Raw genomic sequence first — 15,720 nt, forward strand, 5'->3', positions numbered from 1 at the left:
ACATTCATGGTCACTGGGAATATGTTAATCGTCATCTTCATTCTTTCTTTAGCCGCACTCTTCTTCTTGATTCTAAAACTGAAGCTCGAGCCGTTTCTGGCCCTTATCGGTGTCGCACTCGCCACGGCCGTGGTCATCGGCATCCCGGTAACGGAAGCACCGAAGATCGTCACGACCGGATTCGGGAACACATTGGCAGGAGTCGGGATCCTGATCGGACTCGGCGTCATCTTCGGTCAGTTCCTGGCTGCTTCGGGAGCCGTTGAAAAGATTGCCCAGGCTGTCCTTCGCGTCTTCGGCGTCAAGAAATCTCCTGCCGGCCTTGCCTTGACCGGTACAGCCGTATCCATCCCGGTCTTCTTCGATGCTGCCTTCGTCATCCTGAGCGGGTTGATCAAGAGCCTATCGAAGAAAACGGGCATTTCCATCGTTTCATTCGTCACTGCACTCGGAGTCGGCTTGATCGTCTCTCACAGCATGATCGCACCGACACCAGGCCCGCTTGTGGTCGCAGAGAATACCGGTGCAGACCTTGGGCTCTTCATTCTGTACGGCATCATTTGCGCCATCCCGGCTACCCTTGTGGGAGGATATCTCTACGGGATGTTCATCGGAAAACGCGTCAAGCATGACGGAGAAATCGAAGAAGGCGTCATCGACCCTGTCGTGAAGCCGAAAAAAGAGATCAGCACGGGCCTCTCGTTCTTCATGCTCGGTCTACCGATCATCTTGATCCTGGCCAATACTGTCTCTCAGCTTGTCCTACCTGAATCAGGCATCTCGACCATCCTCAGCTTTGTAGGGGAAAAGAACGTCGCCCTCTTCATCTCGGTGATTGTCGGTGTGATCGTTTTGACTCCGTACATCTCACAGCCAAAGAGTGAATTGTACTCAGAAGCCATCAACTCGGCGGGAATCATCATCCTCATCACCGGTGCCGGCGGCGCATTCGGGGCTGTGATCAATGAAAGCGGAATCGGTCAGTACCTGATCGATACGATGCAAAACTGGAGCATCCCTGTACTCCTCCTTGCCTTCATCTTCTCCCAGATCCTGAGGGCATCCCTCGGATCATCGACGGTGGCACTTGTGACAACCTCCAGCATCATGGGGCCCCTAGCGGTGGATCTCGGTGTGACACCGATCCTGCTCGGGCTCGCGATCTGTGCCGGTGCGGTCGGACTCTCCATGCCGAATGACTCAGGTTTCTGGGTGGTGAAGAACTTCGGGAAGCTCACCATCCCGCAGACATTGCAGGCGTGGACGATCGGTGGATTCGTGGCTGGCGTCACGGCCCTTATCACCGTCTATATCCTGAGCCTCTTCTCCGGAATACTACCGGGACTGTAATCAAAACGGCCCAACCTCAATGGTTGGGCCGTTTCTCTTTCATCCTGCCTCTTCCCCGTCTCTCTCCAGCAGCTTGACAAGAAAACGAAGATCCGTGGCCACATGATCATGCATGGCCTTTGCCGCTTTTTCCCCATCCCGGTTGGTGAGGTGCCGGGAAATCTCCATATGCTGATCAAGGATTTCCCGGCATCGCATCCGGTCTTCCACATTCATCCGCCGGTAGAAAAACGTCAAGGCACGCATCTGCTCCAACTGATCATGGAGGCGTGTATTATGGCTTCCTATGATGATGGCGTCATGGAACTTACTATTCAACGATATCAATTGAACCGATGAATCCTCCAGATTCTCCTCATATACCTTTTGCGCGATTTGCACGCGCTCATGAGCCGTACGGATTTCCTCATCCGACGCATGCTCGCAGGCAAGGGAAACGGCGAGGGACTCAAGGACCTGACGACACTGATAAATATCCTGCACATCTTTAATAGAAGGTTTATACACGCTCAATCCCTTTTTCGGGTCGAACAGGATCAACCCTTCCTGCTCCAATGTTTTCATCGCTTCCCTCACCGGACTTCGGCTTACGCCGAACTCCCTGGCAAGCTGCGCTTCGAACAGACGCTCTCCCGGTTCATAATGACCCGTCACGATCCTTTCCTTGATGGTCATATGAAGCTGTTCATGATAGGATAGGGGTTTCTCAATGGATGTCATCCGTGTCACCTCATCAACTGAATTGTTTAATGATTCATAATACTCATTATGTTAGAAAAATATTGACGCGTAAAGCCGGAAGCTTGTACGATAGATACAATAGCTGTCGACAGTCGACAACATGTCTTTACACTCAATTATAATGTAAGCGTTTTACATTCACAAGAGGGGGGAAAGGTTATGAACGCTGTATCAATGTGGGACTCCATGTGGAAAGCCCATGACAAGACAAAGCAATTATTATTATTCGCTATTCCAAGCAAGAAGGAACGGACGGTTCCAGGAAGGGACGATGCCTCCCAGCATTCCAATGAGCCGGGGAACCGGAGCTACAAAAGGGGGCAGATGATCGGTCTGATCCTCGGACCCCTTCTATTCCTGCTTTCAGTCCTATTTGTAAATCCAAGTGACCTGAGCCAGGAAGGTCGCATGGTCCTCGCTGTCACCCTTTGGGTCGCCACGTGGTGGATCACGGAAGCGATTCCGATCCCGGCCACTTCCCTGCTGCCGATCATCCTGCTGCCCATCTTGAATGCAGTCCCGATGGCGAATGTCACGGCAAGCTACGGGAATCCCATCGTCTTCCTTTTCCTGGGCGGATTCATGATTGCCCTCGCCATGGAAAAATGGGATCTTCATAAGCGGATCGCTTTGAACATCATTTCGGTGGTGGGAACGAGCACATCCAATATCGTCCTCGGCTTCATGATCGCCACCGGGTTCCTTTCGATGTGGGTATCCAATACGGCTGCGGTCATGATGATGATCCCGATCGGGACTGCCATCACCTACCAGGTGTCCCAAGCCCTTAAAGGCAGCAAGGAAGACCTTTCTGCTGAAGAAGAGAAGTTCTCGAAAGTCCTAATCTTCGCGATCGGATACGCCGGTACCATCGGTGGACTCGGTACGCTCATCGGTACACCGCCGAACATCATCCTGGCAGGGATCGTGTCCGAACTTTACGGAGTACAGATCTCCTTCGGAGGTTGGATGCTCTTCGCCGTACCAGTCGTCATCCTTCTTCTCATCTCGACATGGTTGTATTTGATCAAAGTGGCCCACCCGGTGAAAATCAAATCGATTCCCGGAGGCAAAGAACTGATCCAAAATGAAAAAGCTGCCCTTGGCCGTATGAGCTTTGAAGAAAAAGCCGTCAGCGCCGTATTCGTCTTCGCCGCCTTCATGTGGGTATCCCAATCCTTCCTATGGAAAGGGATCATCCCGGGAATCGACGATACGATGGTCGCCATCACCGCGGGAGTTCTCTTGTTCCTGATCCCCGCCAAACGAAAAGGCGGTCGCATCCTCGATTGGAACGTGGCCAAAGATATCCCTTGGGGAATCCTCCTTCTTTTCGGAGGCGGACTTGCCATCGCAGGGGGCTTCAGTGCCACCGGTCTAGCAGAGTGGCTCGGCAACCAGCTGAAGGTCCTTGACGGAGTAAGCTTCCTTGTCATGATCATTGTGGTGACGACATTCGTCCTGTTCCTGACAGAAATCACGTCCAACACGGCTACGGCAACCATGATCCTGCCGGTACTCGCTTCTCTCGCCATGGCCATCAATGTTCATCCGTTTGCCATCATGATCCCGGCTGCCATGGCAGCAAACTGTGCCTTCATGCTCCCGGTCGGAACACCACCGAACGCCATCATCTTCGCAACAGGCAAGCTGAAGATCACGGAAATGGTGAAGAATGGATTCTGGATCAACATCTTCTGCGTCATCCTGATTGTCGGAGCCGTTTATACACTGGTGCCACTCCTATGGGGAGTCGATCTTCATGTCTTCCCTGAAGCATTCAAATCATAAGAAAGAAGTGTGACTCACATGAGGAAAATTGAACTTGCCGCACTGCCCGGAGACGGAGTCGGAATCGAAGTCGTAGAATCTGCAAAGGACGTGCTGCATACGCTGGCCGATGCCCACGGGGGAGTGGAGTTTTCCTTCACCACCTTCCCTTGGAGCTGCGACTACTACGTCGAACACGGTGAAATGATGCCGAAGGATGCCATGAACACCTTGAAGCAGTTCGAGGCGCTGTTCCTCGGTGCCGTCGGGAATCCTGCTCTAGTCCCTGATCATATATCCCTGTGGGGGATGCTCATCAAGATCCGCCGCGAGTTCGAGCTTTCCGTCAATGTCAGGCCGGCCAAACGGATGAAAGGCATCGCCTCTCCCCTTGCCAACCCGAAAGACTTTGATTTCGTCGTCGTTCGTGAAAACAGCGAAGGCGAGTACAGTGAAGTCGGTGGACGCATTCATCAAGGAGAAAACGAAGTGGCCATCCAAAACGCCGTGTTCACACGCAGAGCCACGGAAAAAGTGATGCGCTATGCATTCCAGCTTGCCGAAAAGCGCAACAGCCGTCTCGTGAGCGCAACGAAATCCAATGGCATCGTCCATTCCATGCCGTTCTGGGATGAAGTGACGAAAGCCGTTGCCACTGAGTACCCGCATGTGGATGTACAGTCGAATCACATCGACGCCCTTGCCGCCTTCTTCGTCACGAAGCCGTCCGAGTTCGATGTGGTTGTAGCAAGCAATTTGTTCGGCGACATTCTCACTGACGTGGGATCCGCCATCATGGGCAGCATCGGCATCGCCCCTTCGGCGAACATCAACCTTGAAGGTCGCTATCCATCCATGTTCGAGCCTGTCCACGGGTCGGCTCCCGATATCGCAGGGAAGGGACTTGCCAATCCGATCGGTCAAATCTGGACGGCGAAGATGATGCTTGACCACTTCGGATACGATAAGCTTGGTCAAACTCTTCTGGATGCAATCGAGGACGTAACCGAGTCAGGTATCAAGACAAGGGATATCGGCGGTACCTCGACGACAAAAGAAGTAACAGAAGCCATTAAATCAAGTATCCTTCAAGCTGCTCGAGTATAAAATAATAAACATAGCATGAAAGCCCAAGGAGAACCTTCCTTGGGCTTTTTTAGATTTTCCACTCCAACTATTCACGAATAAAATCATGGCATCTATCCATAATAAAAACCATCTTGATGATACTGAAAGGAGCACATGTATTGAATAGAATATACCTATACGGATTCACCCTATTCTTCAGTTTCCAGATGTTGATGGCCCCTGCCAATGTATACGCAAAACCGCAGGAATCATGCATAAGCCAATCAAAAGTTGAATTCGAAAACCAGTTTAGAAGACTATGGGTGGACCATGTATTGTGGACGAGTAACTATATAACCAGTGCGACCACTGCAGATGCGAAGGATCAAAAGCAAGTGCTGAACAGGCTTTTGAAGAACCAAGAAGATATCGGCAACTCCCTCAAACCACTTTACGGAGAAAAAGCGGGAAACGAGCTGACCACTTTGCTAAAAGAACATATTGTTCTAGCCGGTAAGATTGTAGAAGCAGCTAAACAGAAAGATGAACCCCTTGTCGGTCAATTGACCAAAGAGTGGAACAGAAACGCCGATCAAATAGCTGACTTCTTGTCCAAGGCCAATCCTTATCTAAAGAATGATGAGCTGAAACAACTGCTTCGCACCCATCTTACATTAGTGACCAATGACTTAGTATCAAGTCTTGAAAAGAACTGGGATGGGAGAATCGCTTCTATTGATGAAGGCGTCTCACATATTATAATGATGTCGGATGTCATTTCAAAAGCGGTCGAGAAACAGTTCCCTGATGCATTCAATTAAAGAACGGCCCCCTGCTTTGCAGTAGAGGGGGCCGTTCTTTTCTATCCCAGTTTGACTTTTTCTCCCTTGATCATTTCCCACCTGTAAAGGAAATCCCCTTGATGAAGTAACGGTTAAAGAAAGCATAGATCAAGAGAACAGGCAGGGTAAACACCATCGATGCGGCCATGATGTAGTTCCAGTAGCTGACATACTGACCCTTGAACGTATTCAAGCCCAGAGGAAGTGTGAACATCTCAATATCCGTCATCACGATCAGCGGTCTCATGAAATCATTCCAAGACCCCATGAATACAAAGATGGCCTGCGCTGCGAGAGCTGGTCTGGCAAGAGGCAGCACAATCTTGAAAAATGTCCCAAGCTTGCTCAATCCGTCCATTTCGGCCGCTTCCTCCAACTCTTTCGGGAAGTTGATGAAGAACTGTCTCATCATGAAGATGAATGTCGCATTGATCATGGCCGGGACAATCATTCCCTGGTAGGAATTCAGCCACCCAAGTTCCTTTAAGATGAGATAATTGGGAATCATGGTCACTTGTGCAGGGATCATCAGGACAGCCAGGATCGTGATGAACAATGCTTTCTTCCCTGGAAAACGAAGTCTCGCCAGAGCATAGCCTGCCATGGAATTGAATAGCAGATTCAGCGCCGTGCCGATAACGGCAATGAAGATACTATTGAACATCCACCGTGGAAAGAGCTCTTGCTCAATGAAGATCTGCCTGTAGTTATCCAGGGTGAACTGTTTAGGGATGAAGTTGATCGTACCTCCGACAATTTCCTGAAGTGTTTTAAAGGAAGACGATAGTGCCCATAGGAAGGGAACCAATGTTGTAATCGCGTAGAGGATCAAAATGGCATATACAAGAATACGAACCGCTCCAAGCTTCTTTTTCACTTGTTCTTCCCCCCTTAGTAAAGTGATTCTTCTTTTGAAAATTTCCGTTGGATCAAGGTCGCTACAAGGATGACAATGGCCAGCATGAGGACCAGTGCAGCAGCATATCCCATTGTCCCGAGGTTCTTGAATGCATATTGATAGACTAATAGAACGACGGTGAGTGTCGAATTATCGGGCCCACCCGATCCTCCCGAGAAGATGTACGACTGATCGAATAGTTGAAATGTCCCGATCAATCCCATGATGGCCACAAAGGACGTCACAGGCCGAAGGTGCGGAACCGTGATCTTCGTGAACTTCTGAATGGTGCTTGCCCCGTCCAGTTCCGCCGCTTCATAGAGAGAATCGGGGATATCTTGCAGGGCAGCCAGATAGATGACCATGAAGAAAGGGGCCGTCGACCATATATTCATGATCATGATGGCATTGAGGGCAATGTTGGGATCTCCAAGAAAGTTATAGGTTGGAAGGCCGATAGCATCCAACACATTATTGATCAGACCATTCTTGTTATACATCCACATGAAGATGAGCGTCAGGACAGCCGAGGAAGTCAACGTTGGCAGGAAGTAGACGATCCTGAAGAAGCTCTGCCCTTTCATACCGGCATTCAGTGTAGCTGCCAGGATCAGGGCCAGGATAGTCTGACATGGCACCACAATGACGACATATTTAAATGTATTCCATAACGCAATTTGAGCCCTCGTATCATCAAGGATGCGTGCGAAGTTATTGAAAGCGACGAAATCATAGCTCGCTCCCCCAGAAGCTGTACCTTGTGGAAAGAAAGAAAAATGACATAAAAGATTGGACCGATGATGAAAAGTAGAAGGACAAATAATGCCGGTGACATGAACAAGTATCCTTGACCAGATTCCCGCAGTGCTCTTCTTGAGAATGGTTTCATACGTTTTTTTCACACTCCTTTTGCAACGAATGTGCACAACTTCTTTCCAACGAGCTTTGACCTCGGCAGAAAGAAGCTGTGCAGATCTTGTTGGAAAGAGGGAGGGGCCTGCCCCTCCTGTTCTTTCTCTCATCAGTTCGAATCGATTTCACTATTTGCTTGCTTTTGGGCTTCCTTCAGCGCATCGTCCAGCGGCCGATCGCCAAGGAACGCACTCAGAAACTGATTATTGAAGTTGTTCGTGATGGTCGGAAGATTGGTTCCTTCAGACCAGACCGTTGCATAGGAAGCTCCAGCCACAAGCGGCCCCCGAAGTTCATCTTGATCATACCCAAGCTTTTCTGCTACGGATTTCCGCGTTGGCAGGGCATACCCTTTACTCGTCCACGTCTCCATCCCCTCTTTACCTGTCAGGTAGGAAAGGAGTTTCCATGATGCTTTCTTCTTCTCCGATGCTGCATTCATGACGTATGCCACACTATACGCCATCGTCGATTTCTTCCCGTCGATGGTCGGCAGCTCAGCTGTACCGTATTCTACATCAGGAAAAGTATCAGCCAGGAACGGGATGGCCCAGTTCCCTTCGATTACCATTGCGGCTTTCTCCTGTCCGAATACTTCACCGCCCCAGGTTGCACCGACCTCTTTCGGTTCCACAGCTGACTGATCTTCGTTGTGCATATCGATGACCGGTTTCAGTGCAGTCACTACATCATCAGAGGCGAAGTTGGCCTTTCCGTCCTTTACGACGTCTCCACCAAGGGACTGGGCCACCCAGAATTGTCGGGCAAGCTCTGGAGCCACACCAAAACCGTACTTCCCGTCTTTCGTGAGGGTCTTAGCGGCTTCTTGGAAATCATCCCACGTTTGTGGGACCTCAACCCCTGCTTCATCAAGCATTTTTTTGTTATAGAATAATGCGAGCGTCGAGTAGTCTTTCGGGAATCCATAAGTTTGATCATCCGAAATGAATGCTTCCAACAGAGGTTTCTCAAAGTCATCGACATCGAATTCATCTGTCACATACTCATCAAGCGGTTCGATGACACCCGTCTCGATCAAGGCCGGGGCTTCAAATGCATCAAGATAAAAGACATCCGGTCCCTCTCCCCCAATCAAACGCGTCTTGATGACATCCATATATTGTTCAGTGATGACTTCAAGCTTCACATCGATATCCGGATTCTTCTCTTCGAAGTCTGCAATAGTCTGCTTCAGCAGCTTCTCTTCAGTCGGGTTTCCACCCCATCCGGCAAGCGTCACCTGCGTTTTTTCCCCGTCTTTCCCTTCCGTGGAGGCTCCTTCCGAGCTGCACCCCGAAAGAACTCCGGCCATCAACATTGAAGCAACACCAAGTCCCGCCATCCATTTCCTTGATTTCATTATTCCAGTCCCCTTCCATTTTTTTATCATCTAAAGGAAGTGTTCTTCCCCGAGATCCAAATGAGATCAAACCATTTGTTCTGATGAGCTGATCTGATAACCGGTGGTATTCTTGAGCACCTCTAAGCGGCAGCCACCTTCCACCCTCTTGATGGAGACGGACAGTTTCCCTGTGCCGATGGAAATGTCATGCACCTCTAAGCTATTCATGTTTGCAAGGAGTACAGGTGAAAGCCTGATCTCTTCTTTCAAACTATCAGGAAACAATCCAAGGAGAGATTGTATGAATACGAGCGGGGTTCCGGCTGCCCAAGCCTGGGGAGAACAAGCCACGGGATATTTGACGACTTTCCCGCCGCTCCCATATCCACAGAACAGCTCGGGAAGACGGTCATACTCAAAGTGAGCAGCCGCAGCAACGAGCCCTTCGATCACCCGGTTTGCCTGTGGTTGGTAGCCACTTTTGCTCATCCCGAGAATGGAGAGGCTGTTGTCATGGGGCCATACACTGCCGTCATGATAACTCATGGGATTATAGCCTGCTTCCCCCTCTGCCATCGTTCGAATGCCATAACCTGAAAACATTTTTGTTGAGACGAGCTTTTCTGTGACAGCTTTTGCCCGCTCTTCATCCAGCATGCCTGAAAACAGGACGTGACCAGGATTGGAGGTGATGGTCCCTACCTGTTCCTTCCGGTCATCCAGCGCAATCGCATAGTAGCGGACATCGTCCATCCAAAAAGCTTCATCGAACCGCTGTTTGAGAGCATCAGCCTGACTGCGCAAACGCCCGGCTTCATCGGACCGCTTCATATGGTCATAAATATCCGCCAGTCCGGTCTTCGCTTGATAGACATAGCCTTGTACTTCTGCAAGGGCAATCGGCGTCTTGGCGTATTCCCCGTCCCGATGGACAACGGAGTCCCCAGAATCCTTCCAGCCTTGATTGGCAATCCCCTTACTGGATTCCTGATGATATTCCACGAACAGATCACCATCACGGTCCCCATAGGAATCAATCCACGTTAAAGCGTTTTCAATTTCTTGTTCGAGTGTATGGACAATCCCTACATCCCCCGTCCACTTCACATATTCCGTCAAGAGGATAAGGAATAACGGGGTAGCATCCACTGTTCCGTAGTACGGTGTAAAGGGGATTTGTCCTGTCGCAGCCAGCTCACCGAAGCGGATCTCATGCATGATCTTACCGGGCTGCTCATCCCTCCACGGGTCCAGTTTGCTCCCTTGGTAGTGTGCCATCGTCAACAGGGTCCCCCTGGCGATGTCGGCATTGAAAGGAAGGGTTTGGAGGGCGGCAATCAGACTGTCGCGGCCAAACGGGACCCCGAACCACGGAAGACCTGCAACAGGAAAGGCGCCATGCCCTAAATCCGTGAGAAGCACCCGCATGTCATTCAACCCTCGTTCGACAAGACGCTTCAAAGGAAAGCAGTCTGTCTCCACTGTTGCAACACTCTCATTCCAACGTTCATAAGAGGCTTCCAGGTTTGCAAGGGCTGCTTCTTTCTGCACATGCTTGATGGCAGTACCTTTGCCGATCATGGGTTGAACTGATAAGGTCACGGAATCGGATCCTCCATGATCCAATTCAAATCCAAAGGAAATGATCCCTTTATCGTCATGATCCAGAGCCTCCTTATCCCAAGTGATCACCGTACTCCGATTCAGGCCATCCGCTCCTTCGTATGAAAAAGAAAGAGACTCCTCCTTGCGCATCTGACCCGTCCTTTGACCCAGATTCCCGTTCAAAAAACCTCGAACGACAAACATATCAAGGAAGTCCGCATCTGCATGGATACTGATCTCAAACGCCACACGCTTCGGGAAATAACTCTTCACCTTCACTTCTTCATACAGGACATCATCATAGATGAATCGTGTCCGCTTGATTTCAATGGACTCACGCCATAGAACCAGGTTCCCTTCCTGTTCCATATGAGGGTTCGTCAGCAAGATCGTAGATTTATAGTTCTGATCTGCTTCAGAGGAAAGGAGAATCGGATCTTCCCCATTAATCTTCAGGTCCAGCTTACTTAAGAATCGTGTGTCCTTTGAATACAACCCCAATCCATATGGATGATCCTCCGGAATATTTCCGTTTGTATCTGTAAGCAAAAATAGGTCATTTTCTTTTATCACGCGATAATCCATGATGGTCCTCCTTCTCCCTACCGAAACGTTTTGATTTGATCTTGAACAGACCCGAAACGTTTCGGATTTCACCCTCATCGAAAGAGCGCCTTTTATTGAACAGACTCCCTAACGATGAGTTCGGTTTCCAATGTAATGATTGTTGCAGGTCCTTCTTCTTCCAGCATATCGATGAGGGCATTCGCCGCTTTATAGCCAAGATCGAATTTGTCCTGTGCAATCGTTGTCAGTGGCGGTGAAGCGTAGCCTGCGAGCAGGATGTTATCGTACCCGATGACGGACAGCTGCTCCGGAATGGAACGCCCTGATAATTTGGCGCTCTTCATTACCCCAAGGGCCATCAGGTCGCTCGCACAAAAAATGGCCGTGATGTCGGGATGTTCATCCAGAAGTTTTGCCGCTTCCTCTTCTGCTTTGTCTTCAAGAAAATCCCCGTTTCGGACGTACTCTTCCCTAAAGTCGATCCCCGCTTCCCCAAGGGCATCCCGGTATCCCTTCAACCTTTGCTGGCTGACGTATGCCTGATCGTGGCCGTTCATGAAGGCAATCTTCTTGTGTCCTGATTGAATCAGGTAGTCCACGGCCCGCTTCGCACCAAGGACACTGTCTGTTGTCACGTACCCCACACTCTCCGAGGAGATGGGAATATCGATCAACATACATGGGATATCACTCTCGACCACTTCCTTCAGATACGGATCATCGATTTTCATCCCTTGAAGGATAACACCATCGACCCGTCGTTCCCTGCATAGCTGTGAATAGGTCTTCTCACGCTGCTTGGTTGTGGTCGTACTGAACAATACAAGGTCATAATCCCTCTCAGAGATGCATTCATTGACACCTGATAGGACTTCAAACGTAAAATTATCCTTTGAATTCGCCCGATTCATCCCCGAAACCAGCATCCCGATGGTCTTGGTTTTTTTCATCACAAGACCCCTGGCCAGCGTATTGGGACTGTAATTCATCTCCTTGGCAATATCTGAAATCTTGCGTCTCGTCTTTTCATTCACATCTGAATAGCCATTCAATGCGCGTGATACGGTCGTCACCGATACGCCCGCTTCTTTTGCAATATCTTTAATCGTCGTCAAAATCATTTCCTCCAAAACGTTTCGGATACCTTTGAAGTCATCTTACCTGATTGTGTTAGCGTTTGCAATATATTTTGAGTAATCTGATTTTTATTTGTTCACCTAATGAATAACTCCCCCTTGTTGGTACAAGGGGAGTGTCCTTACTTCACAGTCACATTGTTCGCCTTACTCGTATTCTTCGCTTTATCGGTGGCCGTCACTGACAGCTTCTTCCCTTTCTTCTGCTTCTTGATGGTCACGGAGTAGCTGCCTTTCTTATTCGCTTTCGCCGAGCCGAGCTTCGTTTTCCCCACTTTCACTGTTACGGTGGAATTCACTTCCGCCTTTCCCGTCACCTTGGTGGCTTTAGGGGAGACCGGATTAACGGATGGCGCTTTCGGAGGCGTATTGTCTACCACGGTGACGGTGTTTCCCTTGCTCACGTTTTTGGCTTTATCCGTGGCCGTGACCGTCAATTTAGTGCCCGCTTTCTGCTTGGCGATCTTCACCGAATAACTGCCGTTCGACGATGCGACGATGCTGCCGAGCTTCTTGCTTCCTGCCTTGACCGTTACCGTCGAACTGGCTTCTGCTTTCCCCTTCACGGCCGTGTCACGATCACCGACTTTATTCACAGTTGGAGCCTTTGGAGGGGTTCCGTCAAGGACAGTGGCGGTCGCTTCTTTCGTGACATCGTCCTCGAACGTGACCACGACGGAGATCGTTGCACCCACTTTCTGTTTTGGAATGCTCACGGAAAAGGTTCCGTTGTTGGCATTTCCTTTTCCGATCACTTCTTTCCCCCGCTTGATGCTAACTTTCCCCGCCTCTGTAAGGGAGGTTTTCCCCTCCACCAGCGTCGTATGATCGTACACCTTCTTCGATAATGATGGTGCTTTGATGATTCTCTTCAGATCAAGTGCCCTTCTGGCATTGACGATCCCTTTGCCGAAATAGGCTTCATATTTCGGACCGTACCAGTCGGCGGTATTTGATAGCTTATTGATCACATCTTGCTTTGTATAGGTAGGATGGGCTGCGAGTATGAGGGCTGCCGTTCCCGATACAACCGGGGCAGCCATCGAGGTCCCGTCCATATAGCCGTACATATTGTAAGGAATGGTTGAAAGGATGCTGACCCCAGGAGCGGACAGGTCCACCTTACCGTAATTGGAGAAGTCGGCATCCAAGGCCTGGTCATCTGTAGCCGCAATGGAAAGGACCGATTTGTAGGATGCCGGATAGTATGGATACTTCCTCGTATCCAGGGAATCATTTCCTGCCGCTGCGATGACGAGGATGCCCATTTGATCTGCCTTTTTCAGGACCTCTTCAAGAGCCGTGCTCTTCTCGTAGCTTCCAAGGCTCAAGTTGATGATGGATGCGTGCTGGTCGATGGCGTATTGGATGCCTTTGACCACATCGGACATATACCCTTCTTCCCCATCGAATACTTGAACGGGCATGATGCCCGTATTCGGGGCGACTCCGGCTCCACCGATCTTGTTGTTGCCTGCAGCACCGATGATCCCTGCTACATGGGTCCCGTGATCACCAGGAGTGACATCCGCCGTTTCAGTCAGGACATTGTAGGGTGCCGTAATATTCCGCTTCAGGTCGAGATGATTCACATCCACCCCGTTGTCCACGACGGCTACGACCACCTTCTTCGAACCCATTGTACGGTCCCAAGAGCGCGGTGCTTCAATGGATTGAAGATGCCACTGATCCTTCAGGAGCTTATCATTGGTGGCAGAAGACAGAGTCACGATGGAATCCTTTTCTGCATACGCCACATCCTGCCGATTTTCAAGATCCTCTACGAAAGCGCTCGTATCCATGCCTTCCGGTACTTCCAGCGTCACAATAGGCTGCGGCTGATCGTCAGAGACCGCTGCGACCCCATAGCCCTTAAGCTCGCCTGCAGCATGAGGGGATTTCAGCTTTACGATCACCCGGTCCGGCGTGTCCCCAATCGAAGCTCCGGCATTTCCTGTCCATCCAAAAGCGATGCTTCCTACCATCAGTACAGAAATCAGGATCCTCTTCATGACCACTCCTCGTTTCTCATCAAATATTAAATTGTATGTTCATCTTACTTTCGTCCTTCCCCGCCGTTTATCCTTTATTTCCACTAAAAGATTAAGTGTCTGAAAGATTCGTTTCTCCCTTCCTTGTCCCCTGCTATACAATGGAAACAACAGGAAGTCAGTTTCAAGGTGAAAGGAGCTTCTTCTCCCATGAAAAAAGCCAAGCGTCAATCCCCGATTATCATCGTGGCACTCATCACCGCTCTCAGCCTCCTGGGTGATTCCATGCTTTATATCGTCCTCCCCATCTACTGGAGGGAAGCAGGGCTTGATTCGATCTGGCAGGTCGGACTGCTGCTTTCTGTCAACCGATTCATCCGCCTCCCCTTCAACCCCATTGTCGGGTGGCTGTACCAGCGGATCACCTTGAGGACAGGACTCATGATCGCCGTCATACTCGGGACGGTGACCACGATCGGGTACGGACTCGCCCAGGGATTCATCGCCTGGCTGATCCTTCGTTCTCTTTGGGGGATCGCCTGGTCCTTCTTCCGGATCGGTGGCCTATCCACCGTCGTCTTTTATTCAAAAGATCAGAGCAGGGGCCAATCCATGGGCCTTTACAACGGTCTTCACCGTACAGGAAGCCTTGCCGGGATGCTTCTCGGGGGACTGCTCGTCCCTTTCATAGGCTTACAGTCCGTCGCCATCGGATTCGGCTGCCTCACACTCATCGGCCTCCCCCTCATCTTTTTCGCTCTGAAATCCGGAGCCAGTGGAGAGTCCGATCATTCAAGCCGAACAGCCAAAGTCTCCTTCTCCCGTCACACCCTTTTGATTATAATTAGCGGCTTCATTGTCACCATGCTGTTCCAAGGAGTTTTCGCCTCCACCATCAGTTCTCTCCTTGAACATCTATACGGGGTGGAGATCAATGTTTTGGGTCTTCTTCTCAGCGTCGCTTTTTACTCAGGGCTGCTCCAGTCCCTTCGCTGGATCTGGGAGCCGTATCTTGCCAGTCGCTTCGGGCACTGGTCCGATGGCCGTTCGGGAAGACTTCCGATCCTTATCGTTTCCCTTGCTGGTACTGCCCTCATCTTCGGGCTGATGTCTGTACCCATGTCGATTGGCTTGTGGACCATCCTTGCCATCGCTGCCATGATCGGAGCCACGGCCCTTACCACCCTAACCGATGCTTTGGCTTCAGATGCCGCCAAGAACTCCAATGTCGTTTCCTTTCTGACTCTGTACTCCATCTGTCAGGATGTCGGAGCCGCTCTCGGACCGTTCCTTGGGTACTTACTGATTGGACTGCATCATGGTTTCTTTGCTCTTTACTGGGGTGGGTCTTTGATTTTTGCTGTTCTTACTATTGTATGGCTCGTCATTTATAGGAGGCAACAGAGGGTTGGTGCGATGAACAGCAGAGGAATGGGGCTTTAGTTCATAATAAAGAAGGTTGAATTTTAAACAAGACCGTTCCTTTGCGCTTCAGGTG

General features: G+C 50.2%; 11 protein-coding genes and 1 pseudogene. 5 read left to right on the forward strand and 7 right to left on the reverse strand.

The annotated features are described in order from the left end of the window. The first annotated feature begins 6 nt into the window (after positions 1 to 6). Positions 7 to 1,350, forward strand: a complete 1,344-nt coding sequence (locus D5E69_RS19910) for a GntP family permease (RefSeq protein ID WP_048012425.1) — start codon at positions 7 to 9, stop codon at positions 1,348 to 1,350. A 39-nt stretch (positions 1,351 to 1,389) separates the two neighbouring features. On the opposite strand, the gene D5E69_RS19915 is transcribed toward D5E69_RS19910, so the two are convergent. Then, entirely contained in the window at positions 1,390 to 2,070 is a 681-nt protein-coding gene (locus D5E69_RS19915) for a GntR family transcriptional regulator (RefSeq protein ID WP_048006509.1), read from the reverse strand. A 180-nt stretch (positions 2,071 to 2,250) separates the two neighbouring features. Here D5E69_RS19915 and D5E69_RS19920 point away from each other — a divergent pair, with 180 nt between their 5' ends. The 3 genes from D5E69_RS19920 (at position 2,251) to D5E69_RS19930 (ending at position 5,750) form a co-directional block, all read left to right on the forward strand. Beyond that, positions 2,251 to 3,882, forward strand: a complete 1,632-nt coding sequence (locus tag D5E69_RS19920) for an SLC13 family permease (RefSeq protein WP_159130106.1) — start codon at positions 2,251 to 2,253, stop codon at positions 3,880 to 3,882. Between the two features lie 18 nt (positions 3,883 to 3,900). Further along, the gene (locus D5E69_RS19925; RefSeq protein WP_148794701.1) at positions 3,901 to 4,968 is read left to right on the forward strand and encodes a tartrate dehydrogenase; all 1,068 of its coding nucleotides are present in this window, start codon (positions 3,901 to 3,903) and stop codon (positions 4,966 to 4,968) included. 140 nt (positions 4,969 to 5,108) lie between these two features. Then, positions 5,109 to 5,750 carry a glycosyltransferase gene (locus D5E69_RS19930; protein ID WP_249931525.1) on the forward strand — a complete coding sequence of 214 codons (642 nt, stop codon included), beginning with the start codon at positions 5,109 to 5,111 and terminating at the stop codon, positions 5,748 to 5,750. 70 nt (positions 5,751 to 5,820) lie between these two features. On the opposite strand, the gene D5E69_RS19935 is transcribed toward D5E69_RS19930, so the two are convergent. The 6 genes and pseudogenes from D5E69_RS19935 to D5E69_RS19960 form a co-directional block, all read right to left on the reverse strand. Beyond that, positions 5,821 to 6,648, reverse strand: a complete 828-nt coding sequence (locus tag D5E69_RS19935) for a carbohydrate ABC transporter permease (protein WP_048006506.1) — start codon at positions 6,646 to 6,648, stop codon at positions 5,821 to 5,823. 14 nt (positions 6,649 to 6,662) lie between these two features. Continuing rightward, positions 6,663 to 7,558: pseudogene (locus D5E69_RS19940) on the reverse strand (carbohydrate ABC transporter permease). A gap of 132 nt (positions 7,559 to 7,690) precedes the next feature. Further along, positions 7,691 to 8,941 carry an ABC transporter substrate-binding protein gene (locus D5E69_RS19945; protein WP_159130107.1) on the reverse strand — a complete coding sequence of 417 codons (1,251 nt, stop codon included), beginning with the start codon at positions 8,939 to 8,941 and terminating at the stop codon, positions 7,691 to 7,693. 66 nt (positions 8,942 to 9,007) lie between these two features. Further along, positions 9,008 to 11,113, reverse strand: a complete 2,106-nt coding sequence (locus D5E69_RS19950) for an amylo-alpha-1,6-glucosidase (RefSeq protein WP_159130108.1) — start codon at positions 11,111 to 11,113, stop codon at positions 9,008 to 9,010. Positions 11,114 to 11,205: 92 nt separating this feature from the next. Next, positions 11,206 to 12,210 (reverse strand): LacI family DNA-binding transcriptional regulator, encoded by a 1,005-nt coding sequence (locus D5E69_RS19955; protein ID WP_159130109.1) that lies wholly within the window; start codon positions 12,208 to 12,210, stop codon positions 11,206 to 11,208. A 143-nt stretch (positions 12,211 to 12,353) separates the two neighbouring features. Beyond that, a complete protein-coding gene (locus D5E69_RS19960) occupies positions 12,354 to 14,243 on the reverse strand; it encodes a S8 family serine peptidase (RefSeq protein ID WP_159130110.1) in 1,890 nt (629 codons plus the stop codon). 189 nt (positions 14,244 to 14,432) lie between these two features. Here D5E69_RS19960 and D5E69_RS19965 point away from each other — a divergent pair, with 189 nt between their 5' ends. Then, the gene (locus tag D5E69_RS19965; protein ID WP_159130111.1) at positions 14,433 to 15,665 is read left to right on the forward strand and encodes an MFS transporter; all 1,233 of its coding nucleotides are present in this window, start codon (positions 14,433 to 14,435) and stop codon (positions 15,663 to 15,665) included. Positions 15,666 to 15,720: the final 55 nt, after the last annotated feature.

The sequence above is a fragment of the Rossellomorea marisflavi genome, from assembly GCF_009806575.1.
In the GTDB taxonomy this organism is placed as follows: domain Bacteria; phylum Bacillota; class Bacilli; order Bacillales; family Bacillaceae_B; genus Rossellomorea; species Rossellomorea marisflavi_A.